This window comes from Micromonospora sp. NPDC048909 (genome assembly GCF_040649635.1).
Lineage (GTDB): Bacteria > Actinomycetota > Actinomycetes > Mycobacteriales > Micromonosporaceae > Micromonospora.
Genome location: NZ_JBEZFU010000008.1, coordinates 56628 through 75380, shown reverse-complemented (window position 1 = coordinate 75380; position 18753 = coordinate 56628). Strand labels below are relative to the sequence as shown.

Genomic DNA, 18753 nt, shown 5'->3' with positions numbered 1-18753 from the left:
TCGGGCCGCCACGTCACCCGTCCGCTGTCGAGGGTCAGCCGAAGGCACGAGTCTGCCAGGTGGCGACCTGGTCGGCCAGGAGCGCCTCGGGCAGGATGGCCATCCGGTCAACCTCGCCGGTGAGTCGCTGCCCGCCGTCCTGGTCGGCCGCGAACCGCAGTTCGCGGTTGGCGCAGCCGAGAATGCCGCCGTCCGGGACCTTGGCCGTGCCGGCCTGCTGACCGTCGACGTAGACCACGATGGCGCCGGCGTCGTCCATGGTGATCACCAGGTCGACGTGACGTCCGACGGGAATGGTGGCGTTGCTGGTGACGCCGGCGCCGGCGCCGATGAACCGCACCTGGTTGCTCGGCGTGAGGTCGATGAGCACCCCGTCGGTGCCCGGGTCGCCGCCGGGCTGGAAGTCGAAGAGCCGCCGGTAGCTGCCGCTGGTGGTCACCTTGACCTCGGCGGCGAACGTCGCGGTCTCCAGGAAGCCCAGCGTGGTGGGGGCGGTCCGCAGGTAGCGGGTGCCGTCCAGCGTCAGCGCGCTGCCGGTCGGCCCGGCCGTGACGTAGTTCGCGCCGCCCTGCACCGTGGCGGTGCGCCCGTTCGGTGACCGGTCGGCGACCGTGTCCCCGCTGGTGGGATCCCAGGCGACGAGCGGGTGGCCCGGGTCGGGTCGCGCGCAGGGCGGCGGGACCGGCAGCGCGATGGCGGTCCAGGCGGAGGCTCGCCAACCGTCGCCGACCAGCCGCGCCTCGATCCGGCTGCGCCCCGGGGCGGCCTGCGCCGTCGGCGTGACCGTGAACCGGTATGTCTGGGAGTCGCCGGCGCGCAGCCGGGGCACCTCGAACCGCGCCGGGCGCACGCTCCAGCCGGCCGGCAGGTCCGGCTTCAGCGTCGACGGGGCGAGGTTCCCCGCGGCGGTGACCGTCACCGAGACCGTCCCGGATTCGCCGACCTCCAGCGTCTGCGGCGCGTCGACGGCGAAGCCGACCTGCGCGTTGGCGACGTAGCGGTGCCCCTTCTGCGCAGCGAAGGTGAGCCGCTCACCCTTCGGCGACGCGGTGACCCGCTTGCCGGTGCTGGCGTCCACCAGCCGGTACGGTCCGGCGAAGAGCGGACTGCGCAGGCTCACCTCGCCGCTCCGCCCGGCGGTGACGGCGATCTCGGTGGCGGCCCCGGCCGACCACTTCGTGTCGACGGTCAGGTCGCCGCGGGCGCGCAACCCGCTGACCGACCCGTCCGGCCAGGCGGTGGGCAGCGCCGGGAGGACGTGCACGCTGTCGCTCTGGCTCTGCAGGAGCATCTCGGCGACGCCGGAGGTGGCGCCGAAGTTGCCGTCGATCTGGAACGGCGGGTGGGTGTCCCAGAGGTTCGCCAGGGTGCTCTGCCGCAGCTGCTCGGTGAGCATCTTGTGCGCGTGGTCGCCGTCGAGCAGCCGGGCCCAGAAGTTGATTTTCCAGGCCTTGCTCCAGCCGGTGCCGCCGTCACCCCGGGCGGCGAGCGAGACCCGGGCCGCAGCGGCCAGCTCGGGGTCCTCCAGCGCGGAGATCTGGGCCCCCGGATGCAGGGCGAACAGGTGCGACACGTGCCGGTGCTCGTTCTCGGGGTCGTCCAGGTCCTCCTTCCACTCCTGCAACTGCCCCCACGAACCGACCCGGATGCCCGGGTCGAGCTTGTCGAGCGCGGCCCGCAGCTCCTTGCGGAACGCGTTGTCGCCGCCGACGATCCCGGCCGCCTCGACGGTGTTGGTGAAGAGGTCCCAGACGATCTGCTGCGACATGGAGGCCCCGGCGGTGAAGTCGCCCTGCTCCGGGGAGTAGCTCGGCGAGACGACGAGCTGGCCGTCACGCGGGTCGACCACCAGCTCGTCGAGCCAGAAGAGCGCGAGCTGCTTCATGATCGGATACGCCCGGTCGCGCAGGAACCGCTCGTCGCGCGTGAACTGGTAGTGCTGGTAGTAGTGCTGGGCGAGCCAGGCGCCGGCCTCGGGGAACCAGAACGAGGTGGCCCAGTTGTGCAGGCCGGTGAAGCCGTAGATGTTGGTCTCGTTGTTCACCACCCAGCCCCGGTTGCCGTAGACCTGCGCCGCGGTGACCTGGCCAGGCGGCACCATCGAGTCGACGTAGTCGAAGAGCGGCGCGGTGGTCTCCGACAGGTTGGTGATCTCGGCCGGCCAGTAGTTCATCTGGAGGTTGATGTTGACGTGGTAGTCGGCGTCCCAGGGCGGGTTGGTCGAGTTGTTCCAGACCCCCTGCAGGTTCGCCGGCAGTGAGCCGGCCCGGGACGACGCGATCAGCAGGTAGCGGCCGTACTGGAAGAAGAGCGCCTCCAGGGCCCGGTCCCCCGGCGATCCACCGCCGGTGTAGCCGCGCAGCAGGTCGTCGGTCGGGACGTCGGGCATCACCTGACCGATGTCCAGTCGGACCCGGTCGAAGAGCGCGCGGTGGTCGGCGGTGTGCGCGGCGAGCAGTTCGGCGTAGGTCTTCCGGGCTGCGGCGTCCACCGTCGCGGTCACCCTCGGGTGCGGGTCGGCGCCGCGGTAGCTCGGGTAGCCCGCCGCGTAGTCGGTGCCGGCGGCCAGGACCACGGTGGCCGCGTCGGCGTCCCGCACGCTGACCGTGCCGTCGGCGCCGGCGGTGACGGCGCCGCCCTCCGCGTTCACCTGGATCTGCGACTCGTACCTGAGCTTGTTGTCGTTGAGCGCGCCGGTGAAGGTGATCCGGCCGCCGCTGGCGGTGACCGTCCGGGACCGGTTGTTCGGCGCGGTGACGCCGGCCGTGAAGCCGATCCGGCCCGGCTGGTCGGCGGCGAGGCGGACCACCAGCACCCCGTCGGGGTGGCTGGCGAAGTATTCGCGGGTGTAGCGCACGCCGTCGTCGAGGTAGGAGACCGTCGCGACGGCCCGGCCGATGTTCAGCTCGCGGCGGTACTCCTGGACGGCGCCGGGATCCTGGCTGAGCCGCAGCGACAGGTCACCGAAGGTGTTGTACGAGCCGAAGCCGCTCTTGGGCTGGCCGAGCCGGCTCGCCACCTCCTCCGGAGTCAGCCGGCCGCGTTCGTTGATCAGGCGCTGCACCTCCTCGATGGCGCCCGGGCGGGGCGAGGTCCAGTTGCCGAAGTTGTAGCCGCCGGCCGAGCCGGGGCCGCCGGTCCAGAGCGTCTTCTCGTTGAACTGCACCGTCTCCGCCGCCACCCGACCGAAGACCATTCCACCGAGGGCGCCGTTGCCGATCGGCAGCGCCTGGGTCTCCCAGTCGGCGGCCGGTTCGTCGTACCAGAGGGTGAGCGGGTCCTGGGCGGCCGCGGCGGGCGCGCTCGTGGTGGCGACCGCCGGGGAAGGGGCGGACCAGGCGGGGAGCGCCGCGGCCAGCACGGCCACCAGGGCCACTGCGGTCAGCCGACGAGGGGCTCGCCACCGGCGAGGGTCATCCATGGGGGTCTCCGGATCGTCCGAGGGCCGAGCGGGAGCCTGGCGGGCCGATCTCCATGAGAACCGACCGCCTGCGGCATGCCTCCGATGTTTGAGCACGAGGTTACAAAGGACACCCTCGAGAAACAAGGACTCAATCTCATCGATCGCGCCTTCCCACCTCGGGACTACCGCTCGTGACACCGCGTCCACCTTCGACGGAGTCGGCCCAGATGCGGGCCGCGGTCTTGTGGAGCGTCGCGAGGGCCTGATAGACATCGGATGTATTGCCGGCACATTGCGAGACGGGGTCTGGGGGCGACGGGTGAGGCTGTTGCGGGTGGGCGCGCCGGGGCAGGAGTCCCCGGCGCTGCTGGACGAGGATGGACGGCTACGTGACCTCAGCGGGGTGATCGGCGACCTGGACGCCGCGTTCCTGGCGGCCGACGGCCTGAGCCGGCTGGCTGCGCTCGCGATGGACGACCTGCCGGTGCTCGACCACCCGGGCGTACGCGTGGGCCCGCCGCTGCGCCCCGGAAAGATCGTCTGCATCGGGTTGAACTATCGCGACCACGCCGCCGAGACGGGCGCGCCGCTCCCCGCCGAGCCGGTGGTCTTCCTGAAGGCGCCCGACACGGTGATCGGCCCCGACGATGCCGTCCTGGTGCCCCGGGGCAGCACCAAGACCGACTGGGAGGTCGAGCTGGCGGTGGTCATCGGCCGTCCGGCGCGCTATCTCGGCAGCACCGAGGAGGCGATGGCCTGCGTCGCCGGTTACGCCGTCGCCAACGACGTCTCGGAGCGCGAGTTCCAGCTCGAGCGCGGCGGCCAGTGGGACAAGGGCAAGTCCTGCGAGACCTTCAACCCGTTCGGGCCCTGGTTGGTGACCGCCGACGAGATCCCCGACCCGCAGCAGCTCCGGCTGCGGCTCTGGGTCAACGGTGTGCTGCGCCAGGACGGCACCAGCAAGGACATGGTGTTTCCGGTGGCCGAGGTGGTCCGCTACCTGAGCCAGTTCATGGTGCTGCACCCGGGAGACGTCATCAACACCGGCACTCCGGCCGGGGTCGCGCTCGGCCAGCCGGATCCGAAGCCCTACCTGGCCGCCGGCGACGTGATCGAGGTGGAGATCGACGGCTTGGGCCGACAGCGACAGGTGGTGGGGCAGGCATGATCTTCACCGAGCTGGACATCGCCGACATCCGGTTCCCGACCTCGCGGGCGCTCGACGGCTCCGACGCGATGAACCCCGATCCGGACTACTCGGCCGCCTACGTGGTGATCCGCACCGACGCCGGTGACGGCCACGAGGGGCACGGGTTCGCCTTCACCATCGGTCGCGGCAACGACGTCCAGGCGGCGGCGATCGCGTCGCTGCGTCCGTACCTGGTGGGGCGTCCGGTGGCCGCGGTCCTCGCCGACCTGGGCGGTCTCTGGCGCGAGCTGGTCCACGATTCCCAGCTGCGCTGGCTCGGCCCGGAGAAGGGCGTCATGCACATGGCGATCGCCGCGGTCGTCAACGCGCTGTGGGACCTGCGGGCCAAGCGCGAGGGGCTGCCGCTCTGGCAGCTGCTGAGCCGACTGAGCCCCGAGGAGCTGGTCGACCTCGTCGACTTCCGCTACCTCAGCGACGCGTTGACGCGGCAGGAGGCGCTGGAGATCCTGCGGGCGGCGCGACCCGGACGCGCCGAACGCGAGGAGCACCTGCTGTCGGCCGGTTTTCCGGCCTACACGACGTCACCCGGCTGGCTCGGCTACGACGACGACAAGCTGCGCCGGCTCTGCAAGGAGGCGGTGGCCGACGGCTTCGGCCAGATCAAGCTGAAGGTCGGCGCCGACCTGGCCGACGACATCCGGCGGATGACCATCGCCCGGCAGACCTGCGGGCCGGACTTCCCGATCGCGGTCGACGCCAACCAGCGTTGGGACGTGCCGACGGCGATCACCTGGGTACGCGAGCTGGCGCCCTTCGACCCGTACTGGATCGAGGAGCCGACCAGCCCCGACGATGTGGTCGGGCACGCCACGATCGCCCGGGAGCTGGCGCCGATCCGGATCGCCACCGGCGAGCACGTGGCCAACCGGGTGCTCTTCAAGCAGTTGCTCCAGCTCGACGCGGTCTCCTACCTGCAGATCGACGCGACCCGGGTGGCCGGGGTCAACGAGAACATCGCGATCCTGCTGCTGGCCGCGAAGTTCGGCGTGCCGGTCTGCCCGCACGCCGGCGGGGTCGGGCTCTGCGAGCTGGTCCAGCACCTGGCGATGTTCGACTACGTGGCGGTCGCCGGCGAGATGCGCGGCCGGGTCATCGAGTACGTCGATCATCTGCACGAGCACTTCGTCGATCCGGTGGTGATCAACCGGGGCCGCTACGTCGCGCCGACCGCGCCCGGCTTCAGCGCCACCATCCGGCCCCGGACGCTGAGCGAGTACGCGTACCCGCACGGCCCGGTCTGGGCGACCGGAACGCCCGAGGCGCCGGAACCGGTCCCCCGGCCACCGCAGCCGCGACGGCCCGGATCGGCGCTGCCGGAGGCGGGGTGGCACCGTGGCTGAGTTCACCGGTCTGGCGGCGGTGGTGACCGGTGGCGCGTCGGGCATCGGCCTGGCGACCGCCACGCTGCTCGCCGCCCGTGGAGCGCGGGTGGCCTGTCTGGACCTGCGTCCGGAGGGCGTACCCGAGCCGCTGCTCGGGTTGGCCGCCGACGTGACCGACGACGCGGCCGTCCGGGCCGCGGTCGCCGCCGCGGCGCGGTCACTGGGCGGCATCGACATCCTGGTCAACAACGCCGGCATCGGGGCGAGCGGCACCGTGGAGGCCAACTCCGACGAGGAGTGGCACCGGGTGTTCGACGTCAACGTGGTCGGCATCGTCCGGGTGACCCGGGCCGCGCTCCCCCACCTGCGCGCCTCGGCCCACGCCGCGATCGTCAACACCTGCTCGATCGCCGCCTCGGCCGGCCTGCCGCAGCGGGCGCTCTACAGCGCCAGCAAGGGCGCCGTGCAGGCGCTCACCCTGGCGATGGCCGCCGACCACGTGCGGGAGGGCGTCCGGGTGAACTGCGTCAACCCCGGCACGGCCGACACGCCCTGGGTACGCCGGCTGCTCGACGCGGCGGACGACCCGGCGGCGGAGCTGGCCGCGCTGCGGGCCCGTCAGCCCACCGGTCGGCTGGTGAGCGCCGACGAGGTGGCCGCCGCGATCGCCTACCTGGCGAGCCCGCTGGCCGCGGCGACCACCGGAAGCGTGCTCGCCGTCGACGGCGGAATGCACGGCCTACGACTGCGCCCCGCCCCGCCCTCGGGCTGAACATCCGATGTACCACGGCCATCTCATCTGGCCTGTCCCGCAAAATCGTGCTATCAGGTCTTGCCGGGCCTTAGATCGACTGATAGACATCCGATGTATTAACAGCGTGTTTCCCGCTTGCCTCCGAGAAGCGTTCACCGTATCCACACTGGATGGAGGACCACCGTGAGACATACCGCCAGGACCCCGATCGGGATCGCCGTCGCCACGATCCTCGCCCTGGGCACCGTCGCCTGTGGTGACTCGTCGTCGAGCGGGACGGGCGGCCAGGCCGGATCCAGCCCGCAGATCGGCATCGACCTGCCCCGCGCCGACTCCGACTTCTGGAACTCCTACGCAAAGTACGTCCCGCAGTTCGCCGACGAGTACGACATCAACCTGATGTCACCGACCAACTCCCAGAACGACGTCGCCAAGCTCGTCGCCAACGTGCAGGCGATGACCAGCCAGGGCGCCAAGGCGATCGTGATGGCGCCGCAGGACACCGGCGCGATCGCCTCCACCCTGGACACCCTCGCCAACCGCAAGATCCCGGTGGTCTCCGTCGACACCCGCCCCGACAAGGGCAAGGTCTTCATGGTCGTGCGCGCCGACAACCGCGCCTACGGGCAGAAGGCCTGCGAGTTCCTGGGCGAGAAGCTGGGCGGCAAGGGCAAGGTGATCGAGTTCCAGGGCTCGCTCTCCTCGATCAACGGCCGGGACCGCTCCGAGGCCTTCGCCGAGTGCATGAAGACGAAGTTCCCCGGCATCACCATCTTCGAGGAGCCGACCGAGTGGGAGGGTGCCAAGGCCGCTGCTGCGCTGCAGACCCGCCTGGCCCAGCACCCCGACATCAAGGGCGTCTACATGCAGGCCGGCGGCGTCTTCCTGGCGCCGACGCTGCAGGTGCTCCGGTCGAAGAACCTGCTGGTCCCACCGACCGACCCGAAGCACATCTTCATCGTCTCCAACGACGGCATCCCGCAGGAGTTCGAGGCGATCCGCAAGGGCGAGATCGACGCCACCGTCTCCCAGCCCGCCGACCTCTACGCCAAGTGGGCGCTCTACTACGCGAAGGCGGCGGCCGAGGGCAAGACGTTCCAGGCCGGCCCGACCGACCACGACAGCACCATCATCGACATCGGCAACGGCCTGGAGGACCAGATCGCGGCACCGCTGGTGACCAAGGAGAATGTCGACGATCCGGCGCTCTGGGGAAACCAGATCGGCAAGTGATGACCAGTCACGAGCAGAGTGCGAGCTCCGCGGCCGGGGCCACGGCTCCGGCCGCGGAGGCCCGCGGCGTGTCCAAGCGGTACGGGGCGACCGTGGCGCTGGACTCCGCCGGCATCGCCGTCCGGGCCGGCGAGACCCACGGCCTGGTCGGCCGCAACGGCGCCGGCAAGTCCACGCTGGTGTCGATCCTGACCGGGTTGCAGCGGCCGGACAGCGGGGAGATCCGCTTCGACGGCGCGCCAGCCCCGGCGCTGGCGAACCGCGGCGCCTGGCGGCAACGGGTCGCCTGCGTCTACCAGAAGTCCACCATCATCCCCGCGTTGACCGTGGCGGAGAACCTCTTCCTCAACCGGCAGGCCGGCGGTGGCCTGATCGACTGGCGCGGCCTGCGCCGCCGCGCCGCCGACCTGCTGGCCGGGTACGGGGTGGACGTCGACCCGGCGGCGCTCGCCGGCTCGCTCACCGTGGAGCAACGGCAGCTCGTCGAGATCGCCCGGGCGCTCTCCATCGGCGCCACGTTCATCATCCTCGACGAGCCGACCGCGCAGCTCGACGCCGCCGCCATCGAGCGGCTCTTCGCTCGGATGCGCGAGTTGCAGGCCGCCGGGGTCACCTTCCTGTTCATCTCGCACCACCTGCAGGAGGTCTACGAGGTGTGCCAGACGGTGACCGTGCTGCGCGACGCGCGGCACATCCTCACCCAGCCGGTGCAGACGCTCTCCCGTGACGAACTGGTCGCCGCGATGACCGGTGACAGCGGCCTGACGCTCGACGCCGGGACCGCCCGGCCGCCGGTGCCGGCGAGCGCGCCGGTGGTGCTCGGCCTGGACGGCCTGCGGCTGGCCGGCTACTACGACGGCGTCGACCTGACGGTGCGGGCCGGGGAACTGGTCGGCCTGATCGGCTCGGGCAGCAGCGGCAAGGTGGCCCTCGCCGAGACGATCGCCGGGCTGCGCAGGGCCGACTCCGGCACGGTGACGATCGCCGGCAGCACCCCGAAGCCGGGCAGCGTCCCGGCCACCCTCGCGGCCGGGCTCGGCTACCTGCCCCAGGACCGGCACCGGGAGGGTCTCGTGCCGCTGCTCTCGGTGGCGGAGAACGCCACGCTGCCGATCACCGACCGGCTCGGGCGCGGCGGGATCGTCGCGCCCGCCCGGCGCCGCGCCGCGGCGGAGCGCATGATCCAGACGTACGACATCAAGACCGACGGACCGCACCAGCCGGTCAGCGGCCTCTCCGGCGGGAACGCCCAGAAGGTCGTGCTGGCCCGGGCGCTGGCCAACGAACCCAAGGCGCTCGTCATGGTGAGCCCCACGGCGGGCGTGGACGTCCGCTCCAAGGCGTCGCTGCTGGGCGCCGTGGCCGAGGCGGCGGCCGGGGGCACCGGCGTGCTGATCGTCTCCGACGAGCTGGACGACCTGCGCTCGTGTGACCGGGTGCTGGTGATGTTCCACGGGCAGGTGGTCCGGGAGGTGTCCCGGGGTTGGGCGGACGCCGAGCTGGTGGCCGCAGTGGAGGGAGTGGAGCAGCCGTGACCGGCACCCAGACCATCGTCAAGCCGCCGACGCCGACCGGCGGCCGGCCCGGTATCGGCCGGCTACCGCTGGCCCGACTGCGGGACCTCGCGCTGGTCCCCGCGATCCTCCTGCTCGTCGTGGTGGGCGCGCTCATCGACCCGGTGTTCCTCAGCGCCGCCAACATCACCAACGTGCTGCAGCAGCAGACCGAGTTGGCGCTGCTGGTGCTCGCCGAGGCGATCATCCTCATCGCCGGCAAGTTCGACCTGTCGCTGGAGTCGACGATCGGGCTGGCGCCGGCGCTTGCCGTCGCGCTGGTCATCCCGGCGGCCAGCAACGGACTGGGCACCGAGCTGCCGGCCGGCCTGGCCATCGTGCTCTGCCTGCTCACCGGGCTGGCGATCGGAGCCTTCAACGGCCTGCTGATCCTGCGGTTCAAGCTCTCCGCGTTCATCGTCACCCTCGGCATGCTGATCGTGCTGCGCGGTCTGCAGATCGGGATCACCGGCGGGCAGAACCTCTTCGACATTCCACCCTCGGTGCTCTACCTCGGCAGCGCGGTCTGGCTCGGCGTACCGGCGTCCATCTGGATCAGCGGCACGCTCTTCGTGGTGGGCATCGCCGCGCTCGGCTTCTTCCGGCACGGCCGGTCCGTCTACGCCATCGGTGGCAACACCGACGCCGCCCGGGCCGCCGGTATCCGCACCGACCGGGTGGTCTGGGCGGTCCTGATGATCGGGGGCCTGCTGGCCGCGCTGGCCGGTCTGCTGATGACCGGGCGGCTGGGCTCGGTCGCGGCGGCGCAGGGCGACGGCATGATCTTCACCGTCTTCGCGGCGGCGGTGATCGGCGGGATCAGCCTCGACGGCGGCAAGGGGACGCTCTTCGGCGCGCTCTGCGGCGTCATCGTCCTCGGCCTGATCAACAACATCCTGACCCTCGGCGGGGTGTCCGCGCAGTGGATCCAGGCCATCTACGGCGGCATCATCCTGGTCGCGCTGATCCTCGCCCGCCTCACCTCCGGCAAGGCCCAGGACTAGCCGGCCGCGCACCAGCAGCGACCCGGACAGGCAACGGAAGGAGCGTCGCCCATGCAGCGGATCGCCCTGCACACCCGGCTCAGGCCGGGCAGCGAGAGTGAGTACGACGACGTCCACGCCAGCATCCCGGCGGAGCTGGCGACCGCGATCCGCACCGCCGGGGTGCACGGCTGGTGGATCTGGCGGGACGGGCCGGACCTGTTCCACCTGGTCGAGGTCGAGGACTACCAACGGATGCGGCACGCGCTGCGGGAGCACCCGGCGAACGTGGCGTGGCAGGCCCGAATGGCCCCGCTGCTCGACGTGCCGGACGACTACTCGGGCACCGACTCGGGGCTGCCCCTGGTGTGGGCGCTGCCCGCCGAGCGGGACGGGGAGATCCGATGACCGGCGTGCGGGTGGGCCGGTCGGAGGTGACCGTGGGTCGGCTCGGTCTCGGCTGCGCCCAGCTCGGCAACCTCTACACGCCGATCGGTGAGGCCGACGCCATCGCCACCGTGGCGGCCGCCTGGGACAGCGGGATCCGCTACTTCGACACCGCGCCGCACTACGGTCTCGGGCTCTCCGAGCGCCGGCTCGGCGACGCGCTGCGCGCCCTGCCCCGGCCGGAGTACACGGTCAGCACGAAGGTGGGCCGGCTGCTCGTTCCGGAGCGCTCGGGGGCCGGCCGGCGCGACCCCGAGGGCTTCGACGTCGTCGCCGACCACCGGCGGGTCTGGGACTTCACCGCCGACGGGGTGCGGCGCTCCCTGGAGGCGAGCCTGATCCGGCTCGGCCTCGACCGGATCGACATCGTGCTGATCCACGACCCGGAGGACCACCAGGCGCCGGCGCTGGCGCACGCCTACCCGACGCTGCACGAACTGCGGGCCCAGGGCGTGGTCGGCGCGATCGGCGTCGGCTCGAAGCAGTGGCAGGTGCTGCACCGCTTCGTCACCGAGACCGACGTGGACGCGGTCATGGTGGCTGGCCGGTACACCCTGCTGGAGCAGCCGGCCCTCGATGCGCTGCTGCCCGAGTGCCAGCAGCGCGGCGTCTCGGTCTTCAACTCGGGCGTCTTCAACAGCGGTCTGCTGGCCGTGCCGCGCCCGCACGCCGGTCTTCCCTACGAGTACGCCGATGTGCCCGCGATGGTGCTGGACCGGGCCCGGGCGATCGCCGAGGTCTGCTCCCGGCACGGCACCTCGCTGCCGGCCGCGGCGCTCGCCTTCGCCGCCGCGCACCCGGCCGTCGCGGCAGTGGTGGTGGGCGCCCACGACCCGGACCAGGTCCGGCGCAACGCCGCGCTGTCGGCCGCGGCGCCCCCGGCCGACGAGTTCTGGTCGGAGCTGGTCACCGCGGGGCTGCTCCGCCCGGACGCGCCGCTGCCCGCCCCGTCGGTCGGTGCGCTGTGATCGTCGACGCGCACCACCACCTGTGGCGGGTCGAGGACGGCTACCGGTGGTTGGACGCGGCCGAGCTGGCCCCGATCCGACGCTCGTTCGGCCCCGACGACCTGCTGGCGGAGCTGACGGCCGCCGGCGTCGACCGGACGGTCCTGGTGGAGGGGGGCCGCTGCGACCTCGACGAGGCGGCCCTGCTGCTCGACCACGCGCGGCGCACCCCGACGATCGCCGGGGTGGTCGCCTGGGCCGACCCCGCCGACCCGGCGCTCGCCGACACCATCGCCGGCTACCGGCGGTTGCCCGGCGGCGAGTTGCTGGTCGGCCTGCGCCCGCAGCTGCAGGCCGAGACGGACCCGGACTACCTGGACCGCCCGCAGGTCCGGCACGGCCTGCGCACCATCGCCGACGCCGGGCTGGCCCTCGACGTGGTGGTCCGGGACGACCAGCTGCCGGCCGTGACCCGGGCCGCCCGCGGCGTGCCGGAGCTGCGATTCGTCCTCGACCACCTGGGCAAACCACGGATCCGGGACGGCCGCGCCGGTCTGGCCGCGTGGGCCGGTCCGATCTCGGCGCTCGCCGCCGAGCCGAACGTCACGGCGAAGCTCTCCGGGCTGGTCACCGAGGCCGACTGGGCGCGCTGGACGGTGGCCGACCTGCGCCCGTTCGTGACCGAGGCCCTCGCCCGCTTCGGTGCGCACCGGCTGATGTTCGGGTCCGACTGGCCGGTCTGCCGACTGGCCGCCGACTACCAGGCGGTGCTGGCGGCCCTGACCGAGGCGCTGCCGCCGCTGTCGGCCGGGGATCGGGCGGCGGTGTTCGGCGACACCGCCGTGCGGACCTACCGGCTCGGGCGTTGAGCGGTCTCATACTCTGCGGTACGGACGAAGGCGGGGGAGAACGTGGCTGTCACGGACGAGGCGATCGACAAGATCAAGCAGATGATCGTCGCCGGCGAGTTGCGCCCGGGCGACCGCCTGCCCCGCGAACCCGACCTGGCCGAACGGCTGGGGCTGTCCCGCAACTCGCTACGTGAGGCGGTCCGGGCGCTGTCGCTGATCCGGGTCCTCGACGTCCGGCAGGGTGACGGGACGTACGTGACGAGCCTGGATCCGGCGCTGCTGCTCGACGCCCTGAGCTTCGTCGTCGACTTCCACCGCGACGACACGGTGCTGGAGTTCCTCGAGGTCCGGCGGATCCTCGAACCGGCCGCGACCGCGCTCGCCGCGCAGCGGGCGACCGAAACTGATCTCGCCGCGCTGCGTGACGTGCTCGACGGGCTCGGCGACGATCCGAGCATCGACGAGCTGGTCGCCAACGACCTGGAGTTCCACCGGCTGATCGCCGTCTGCGCGGGCAACAAGGTGCTCTCGTCCCTGCTCGACAGCCTCTCCGGGCCGACCACCCGGGCCCGGGTCTGGCGGGGGCTCACCCAGGAGGGCGCGGTCGCCAAGACCCGCGAACAGCACGCCGCCATCCTGGACGCGGTCGCCTCCGGGCACGCCGACCTGGCCCGGTCCTGGGCCACGGTGCACGTCGCCGGCGTGGAGCAGTGGCTGCGCCGGGTGCTCTGACCGGGCGGGCCGGGCAGGAGGCCGGCGCACGTCACGACGAGCGCGGCAGCGGCACCCCACCCATCCGGTCCTCGGCGGCCCGCCAGGCCGCCTGGTCGCCGCGCGGCTCGTACCGCACGATCTGCTGGGTCTCGCGCAGCACCGCCCGCAGCGCCGGCAGGTCCCCACCGACGACGCCGGCGGCCCGGGCCTGCACCAGGACGTTGCCCAGCGCGGTCGCCTCGACCGGCCCGGCGAGCACCGGCAGCCCGCAGGCGTCGGCGGTGAGCTGACAGAGCAGCTCGTTGTGGGCGCCGCCACCGACCACGTGCACGACGTCCACGTGCCGGCCGGAGAGCTGCTGCGCCTGGCGTACCGCGCGGCGGTGCGCCAGGGCCAGGCTGTCCACGACGCAGCGGACCGTGCCGGCCGGGCTGGTCGGCACCGGCTCGCCGGCCCGCCGGCAGGCGTCGGCGATCCGGGCCGGCATGTCACCGGGCGGCAGGAACGCCGGATCGTCCGGGTCGACGACGGACCGGAAGGCCGGCTCCCGGGCCGCCTGCCGCAGCAGGGTGGGCAGGTCGACGCTCCCCCACGCCCGCACCGACTCCTGCAACAGCCACAGGCCCATCACATTGCGCAGGTAGCGGATCGTGCCGTCCACCCCGGACTCGTTGGTGAAGTTGGCCAGCCGGCTCGGCTCGCCGAGCACCGGCGCGTCGAGCTCCACCCCCACCAGGGACCAGGTGCCGCAGGAGACGTACGCGAAATGCTTCCCGGCCGCCGGCACTCCGACGACCGCGGACGCGGTGTCGTGCGAGCCCACCGCGACCACCCGGGGCTCGCCGGGCAGCCCCAGCCCGGGCAACACCGGGCCGACCGGGGCGCCGGGCTCGCGCAGCGGCGGGAACAGTTCGGCGCGGATCCCGGCGTCGGCCATCAGGTCGCGGGCCCACGCCCGTCGGCGCAGGTCGTAGAGCTGGGTGGTGGAGGCGTTGGTGATCTCGGCGCCGATCGCGCCGGTGAGCCAGTAGGTGATGAGGTCCGGGATCAGCAGCAGCCACCGCGCCGCCACCAGCTGTGGCGTGCCGGCGGCGGCGGCGAGCTGGTAGAGGGTGTTGAACGGCAACTGCTGCAACCCCGTCGTGGCGTAGAGCCGCCGCTCCCCCAGCCGCGTCGCCACCCGCTCGGCGACCCCGTCGGTACGCCGGTCGCGGTAGTGCACCGGGTCGCCGAGCAGCTCGCCGGCGGCGTCGAGCAGGCCGTAGTCCACGGCCCAGGAGTCGATCCCGATGCTGGTGACCGGCCCGGCGGCCCGTAGGCCGTCGAGCACACCTCGGTAGAGGCCGCGGATGTCCCAGTGCAGGGAGTCGCCGACCCGCACCGGCTCGTTGGGAAACCGGTGCGCCTGGGTGAGCTCCAGCGAGCCCGGGTCGACGCGGCCGACCATGACCCGGCCGCTGGACGCGCCGAGGTCGACGGCGGCGACGCGCAGGCTCACAGCATCCCCCGCCGGGCCGCCCACACCACGGCCTCGATCGGCGTCGTCACGCCGAGCCGGTCACAGATGGCCCGCACCCGCCGCCGCACGGTGCGCTCGGAGAGCGCGGTGCGCCGCGCCACCGTCTCCAGCGGCAGGCCGGTCGCGAGCAGTCGCAGCAGTCGCAGGTCCGCCTCGCCGAGCATCGGATCGTCCACCGGTGGCGTCGTCCTCATCTCGCCCGCACCGGCCTCAGCGGAGAAAGGCCGCGGCGACGCCGGCGTCCACCGGGACGTGCAGCCCCGTGGTGTGCGACAGGTCGCCGCCGGTGAGCACGTAGACGGCGTTGGCGACGTGTTCCGGCAACACCTCCCGCTTCAGCAGGGTGCGCTGGGCGTAGAACTCGCCGAGCTTCTCCTCGGGCACGCCGTAGACCGCGGCCCGTCGGGCGCCCCAGCCGCCGGCGAAGATGCCGGAGCCGCGTACCACCCCGTCCGGGTTGACGCCGTTGACCCGGATGCCGTGCCCGCCCAGTTCCGCGGCGAGCAGCCGGACCTGGTGCGCCTGGTCGGCCTTGGCCGCGCCGTAGGCCACGTTGTTCGGGCCGGCGAAGAGCGAGTTCTTGCTGGCGATGTAGACGATGTCGCCGCCGAATCCCTGCTCGAGCATGACCCGGGCGGACTCCCGGGCGACCAGGAAGGAGCCCTTGGCCATCACGTCGTGCTGCACGTCCCAGTCCGCCTCGGTGGTCTCCAGCAACGGCTTGGAGATGGACAGGCCCGCGTTGTTCACCACCAGGTCCACCCCGCCGAAGGCGAGCGCCGCGTCCCGCAGCGCGGCGGTGACGGCCGCGGCATCGGTGACGTCGGCGGCGACGGCGACCGCCACGTCGCTGGTGCCGATCTCCGCGGCGACGGTGGCGGCGGCCTCGGCGTCGCGGTCGGCGACCACCACGCACGCCCCCTCGGCGGCGAGCCGGTGCGCCACCGCCCGGCCGATGCCGGAGCCGCCGCCGGTGACGAACGCGACCCGGGTGGCCAGCGGCTTCGGCTCCGGCATCCGGCGCAGCTTCGCCTCCTCCAGGGCCCAGTACTCGATGCGGAACTTCTCGGCCTCGTCGATCGGCGCGTAGCGCGACACCGACTCCGCGCCGCGCATCACGTTGATCGCGTTGAGGTAGAACTCGCCGGCGACCCGGGCGGTCTGCTTGTTCCGGCCGAAGCTGAACATGCCCACCCCCGGCACGAGCACGACGGCCGGGTCGGCGCCGCGCATCGGCGGGCTCTGCGCCGTGGCGTGCCGCTCGTAGTAGGCGCGGTACTCGTCGCGGTACGCGGCGTGCAGCTCCCGGAGCCGAGCGGTCACCTCCTCGATCGGCGCGGTGGGCGGCAGGTCGAGCACCATCGGTCGGACCTTGGTACGCAGGAAGTGGTCGGGGCAGGAGGTGCCGAGCGCGGCGAGCGCGGGATGCCGTTCCCGGGCGAGGAAGTCGAGCACCACGTCGCTGTCGGTGAAGTGCCCGACCTGCCGCCGGTCCGTGCTGGCGAGGCCGCGCAGCAGCGGGAAGAGAGCCGCGGCCCGCTGCCGCCGCTCCGGTGCCGGCAGCGGCTGGTAGCCGGCCCGCACCGGGCCGAACGGCTCGGCCCGGCCCCGCTCGTCGAGGAACGCCTGGGCGGCGCGGATGATCTCCCGCGAGTTGCGCTCGCACTCGTCGCTGGTCGAGCCCCACGCGGTGATGCCGTGTCCGCCCAGGATGACGCCGATCGCCTGCGGGTTGGCCGCCGACACGGCGGCGATGTCGAGGCCGAGCTGGAAGCCGGGGCGCCGCCACGGCACCCATCGCACCCGGTCGCCGAAGATCTCCTTGGTCAGTGTCGGGCCGTCGGCGGCGGTGGCGATGGCTATGCCGGCGTCGGGGTGCAGGTGGTCGACGTGCGCCGCGTCGACCAGCCCGTGCATCGCGGTGTCGATCGAGGGCGCCGCCCCACCCCGGCCGTGCAGGCAGAAGTCGAACGCGGCGACCATCTCGTCCTCGCGCGCGAGGCCCGGGTAGACGTGGACGAGGGCGCGCAGCCGGTCCAGCCGGAGCACGGCCAGGCCCGGCTCGGTCAGGGTGCCGAGGTCGCCGCCGGAGCCCTTCACCCAGAGCAGTTCGACCGGGCCGCCGGTCACCGGGTCGGTGGCCTCGCCCTTGGCCGAGGTGTTGCCCCCGGCGTAGTTCGTCGTGGTCGGGTCGGCGCCGAGCCGGTTGCTGCGCGCGATCAGCGCCTGAACCTCGGAATGCATCGTCCTCACGTCCCTGTCTGCGTACTCGTGGTGGTCAGGCGCCCCAGCCGGCCTGCTGCCCGCCGGCGCGCTCGGCCCGGATCGTCTCGAAGTAGCCGGAGCGGGCGTAGGCGGCGATCGGGTCCGGGTCCAGACCGAGGTCGGCGCGCAGCTCGGCCAGCATCGGCCGCACGTCGGTGTGGTACGCGTCCATCAGCGCCGCGTTGGCGCCCAGCACGTCACCGGTGCGTTGCGCGGCGGCCAGCGCGCCGGCGTCGACGAGCAGCGCCTTCGCGGTCGCCTCCTGCACGTTCATCACCGACCGGATGATCGCCGGGATCTTCGGCTCGATGTTGTGGCACTGGTCGAGCATGAACGCGATGCCGGCCGCCGGCGTCAACGCGTCGGCACGGACGATCTCGTGCATGATCCGGAACAGCTGGAACGGGTCCGCGGCCCCGACCATCAGGTCGTCGTCGGCGTAGAAGCGGGAGTTGAAGTCGAACCCGCCCAGCTTCCCGGCGCGCAGCAGGAAGGCCACGATGAACTCGATGTTGGTGCCCGGGGCGTGGTGCCCGGTGTCGATGACGACCTGCGCCTTCGGCCCGAGTTCCAGGCAGTGCGCGTACGCGGTCCCCCAGTCCGGCACGTCGGTGGTGTAGAAGGCGGGCTCGAAGAGCTTGTACTCCAGCAGCAGCCGCTGGTCGTCGCCGAGCCGGTCGTAGGTCTCGCGCAGCGCATTGGCGAGCCGGTCCTGCCGGGCGCGGATGTCGTCCTGGCCCGGATAGTTGGTGCCGTCGGAGAACCACAGCTTCAGGTCCCGCGAGCCGGTGCGGTCCATGATGTCGACGCACTCCAGCAGGTGGTCGATCGCCTTGCGCCGCACCCCCGGATCCGGGTTGGTGACGCTGCCGAGCTTGTAGTCGTTGTCCTGGAAGACGTTGGCGTTGATCGCGCCCAGCGTGACGCCCAGCTCGGCCGCGTGGCGCGCCAGGTCGGCGTAGTCGTCGACCCGGTCCCACGGGATGTGCAGGGCCACCGTGGGCGCAACCCCGGTGAGCCGGTGCACGACCGCCGCGTCGGCGATCTTCTCGTACGGGTCGCGCGGGACACCCTCCTGCGGGAACACCTTGAACCGGGTGCCGGAGTTGGCGTACGCCCAGGAGGCGGTCTCGATGCGCTGGGCGCGCAGGGCCTGCGTGATCCGGTCCCGGGTGGACGCGTCGGGCTGCGTCATGGTGTCTCTCCCGTCTCCGCGGCGAGTTGCGCCGCAAGGTTGAAGACCTCGTCCAGTGGCCGCATGGCACGGTCGGCGGCGCCGTGGTCGAGGTCGAGGAAGAAGGGCGCCATCTCCGCCTGCCAGCGGGCGTTGACGTCACGGGCCTGCATGGCGGCCAGGGCCGCCGGAAAGTCGTCGGTCACCAGGAACCCGACGAGCAGGCCGTCCGCGCGGAGGAAGAGCGAGTAGTCGTGCCAGCCGCTGTCGGCCAGCGCGGCGAGCATCTCGGGCCAGACCCGCTCGTGCCGGGCGCGGTACTCGGCCAGCCGGGCTGGATCGACCTGAAGGGTGAAGCAGACGCGGGGCATGGTTCTC

At 72.6% G+C, this 18753-nt stretch carries 16 protein-coding genes; 10 read left to right on the top strand and 6 right to left on the bottom strand.

All coding sequences use genetic code 11. The features are described 5' to 3' along the window. Positions 1 to 34 precede the first annotated feature (34 nt). Positions 35 to 3421: a glycoside hydrolase N-terminal domain-containing protein gene (locus tag AB0C04_RS21810; RefSeq protein ID WP_357057420.1), complete on the bottom strand. Its 3387-nt coding sequence runs from the start codon at positions 3419 to 3421 to the stop codon at positions 35 to 37. 301 nt (positions 3422 to 3722) lie between these two features. Between AB0C04_RS21810 and AB0C04_RS21805 the strand changes: the two genes are divergently transcribed. The 10 genes from AB0C04_RS21805 (at position 3723) to AB0C04_RS21760 (ending at position 13435) form a co-directional block, all read left to right on the top strand. Beyond that, positions 3723 to 4571, top strand: coding sequence for a fumarylacetoacetate hydrolase family protein (locus tag AB0C04_RS21805; RefSeq protein ID WP_357057418.1), 849 nt, complete (start codon positions 3723 to 3725; stop codon positions 4569 to 4571). Then, positions 4568 to 5953: an L-fuconate dehydratase gene (locus AB0C04_RS21800; protein ID WP_357057416.1), complete on the top strand. Its 1386-nt coding sequence runs from the start codon at positions 4568 to 4570 to the stop codon at positions 5951 to 5953. The genes AB0C04_RS21805 and AB0C04_RS21800 overlap by 4 nt, the downstream gene beginning before the upstream one ends. Further along, a complete protein-coding gene (locus AB0C04_RS21795) occupies positions 5946 to 6707 on the top strand; it encodes an SDR family oxidoreductase (protein ID WP_357057414.1) in 762 nt (253 codons plus the stop codon). The genes AB0C04_RS21800 and AB0C04_RS21795 overlap by 8 nt, the downstream gene beginning before the upstream one ends. Positions 6708 to 6872: 165 nt before the next feature. Then, entirely contained in the window at positions 6873 to 7922 is a 1050-nt protein-coding gene (locus AB0C04_RS21790; protein ID WP_357057412.1) for a sugar ABC transporter substrate-binding protein, read from the top strand. Between the two features lie 68 nt (positions 7923 to 7990). Then, the gene (locus AB0C04_RS21785) at positions 7991 to 9457 is read left to right on the top strand and encodes a sugar ABC transporter ATP-binding protein (RefSeq protein ID WP_357057410.1); all 1467 of its coding nucleotides are present in this window, start codon (positions 7991 to 7993) and stop codon (positions 9455 to 9457) included. Continuing rightward, a complete protein-coding gene (locus AB0C04_RS21780; RefSeq protein ID WP_357057408.1) occupies positions 9454 to 10479 on the top strand; it encodes an ABC transporter permease in 1026 nt (341 codons plus the stop codon). The genes AB0C04_RS21785 and AB0C04_RS21780 overlap by 4 nt, the downstream gene beginning before the upstream one ends. A 51-nt stretch (positions 10480 to 10530) precedes the next feature. After that, a complete protein-coding gene (locus AB0C04_RS21775; RefSeq protein WP_357057406.1) occupies positions 10531 to 10866 on the top strand; it encodes an L-rhamnose mutarotase in 336 nt (111 codons plus the stop codon). Further along, positions 10863 to 11873, top strand: coding sequence for an aldo/keto reductase (locus tag AB0C04_RS21770; RefSeq protein ID WP_357057404.1), 1011 nt, complete (start codon positions 10863 to 10865; stop codon positions 11871 to 11873). The genes AB0C04_RS21775 and AB0C04_RS21770 overlap by 4 nt, the downstream gene beginning before the upstream one ends. Continuing rightward, positions 11870 to 12721, top strand: coding sequence for an amidohydrolase family protein (locus AB0C04_RS21765; RefSeq protein WP_357057402.1), 852 nt, complete (start codon positions 11870 to 11872; stop codon positions 12719 to 12721). The genes AB0C04_RS21770 and AB0C04_RS21765 overlap by 4 nt, the downstream gene beginning before the upstream one ends. A gap of 42 nt (positions 12722 to 12763) precedes the next feature. Continuing rightward, the gene (locus AB0C04_RS21760; protein WP_357057400.1) at positions 12764 to 13435 is read left to right on the top strand and encodes an FCD domain-containing protein; all 672 of its coding nucleotides are present in this window, start codon (positions 12764 to 12766) and stop codon (positions 13433 to 13435) included. Between the two features lie 31 nt (positions 13436 to 13466). Here the strand turns inward: AB0C04_RS21760 and AB0C04_RS21755 are convergent, their stop codons facing one another. Genes AB0C04_RS21755 through AB0C04_RS21735 form a run of 5 tightly spaced genes read right to left on the bottom strand, consistent with a single transcriptional unit; the run spans position 13467 to position 18746 of the window. Further along, complete coding sequence (locus AB0C04_RS21755) at positions 13467 to 14915, bottom strand: rhamnulokinase family protein (RefSeq protein WP_357057398.1); 1449 nt, start codon at positions 14913 to 14915, stop codon at positions 13467 to 13469. Continuing rightward, positions 14912 to 15130: a LuxR C-terminal-related transcriptional regulator gene (locus AB0C04_RS21750; RefSeq protein ID WP_357057396.1), complete on the bottom strand. Its 219-nt coding sequence runs from the start codon at positions 15128 to 15130 to the stop codon at positions 14912 to 14914. Before AB0C04_RS21750 ends, AB0C04_RS21755 begins: the two co-directional genes overlap by 4 nt. A gap of 16 nt (positions 15131 to 15146) precedes the next feature. After that, the gene (locus AB0C04_RS21745) at positions 15147 to 17189 is read right to left on the bottom strand and encodes a bifunctional aldolase/short-chain dehydrogenase (protein ID WP_357057393.1); all 2043 of its coding nucleotides are present in this window, start codon (positions 17187 to 17189) and stop codon (positions 15147 to 15149) included. A 25-nt stretch (positions 17190 to 17214) separates the two neighbouring features. Further along, entirely contained in the window at positions 17215 to 18396 is a 1182-nt protein-coding gene (rhaI, locus tag AB0C04_RS21740) for an L-rhamnose isomerase (RefSeq protein ID WP_357057391.1), read from the bottom strand. Next, a complete protein-coding gene (locus tag AB0C04_RS21735; protein WP_357057389.1) occupies positions 18393 to 18746 on the bottom strand; it encodes an L-rhamnose mutarotase in 354 nt (117 codons plus the stop codon). The genes rhaI and AB0C04_RS21735 overlap by 4 nt, the downstream gene beginning before the upstream one ends. Positions 18747 to 18753 lie beyond the last annotated feature (7 nt).

Coding starts and splice junctions, on each gene's coding strand:
- AB0C04_RS21800 (WP_357057416.1), top strand. CDS start 4,568: ATGATCTTCACCGAGCTGGACATCGCCGACATCCGGTTCCCGACCTCG.
- AB0C04_RS21775 (WP_357057406.1), top strand. CDS start 10,531: ATGCAGCGGATCGCCCTGCACACCCGGCTCAGGCCGGGCAGCGAGAGT.
- rhaI (WP_357057391.1), bottom strand. CDS start 18,396: ATGACGCAGCCCGACGCGTCCACCCGGGACCGGATCACGCAGGCCCTG.
- AB0C04_RS21750 (WP_357057396.1), bottom strand. CDS start 15,130: ATGAGGACGACGCCACCGGTGGACGATCCGATGCTCGGCGAGGCGGAC.
- AB0C04_RS21810 (WP_357057420.1), bottom strand. CDS start 3,421: ATGGATGACCCTCGCCGGTGGCGAGCCCCTCGTCGGCTGACCGCAGTG.
- AB0C04_RS21735 (WP_357057389.1), bottom strand. CDS start 18,746: ATGCCCCGCGTCTGCTTCACCCTTCAGGTCGATCCAGCCCGGCTGGCC.
- AB0C04_RS21770 (WP_357057404.1), top strand. CDS start 10,863: ATGACCGGCGTGCGGGTGGGCCGGTCGGAGGTGACCGTGGGTCGGCTC.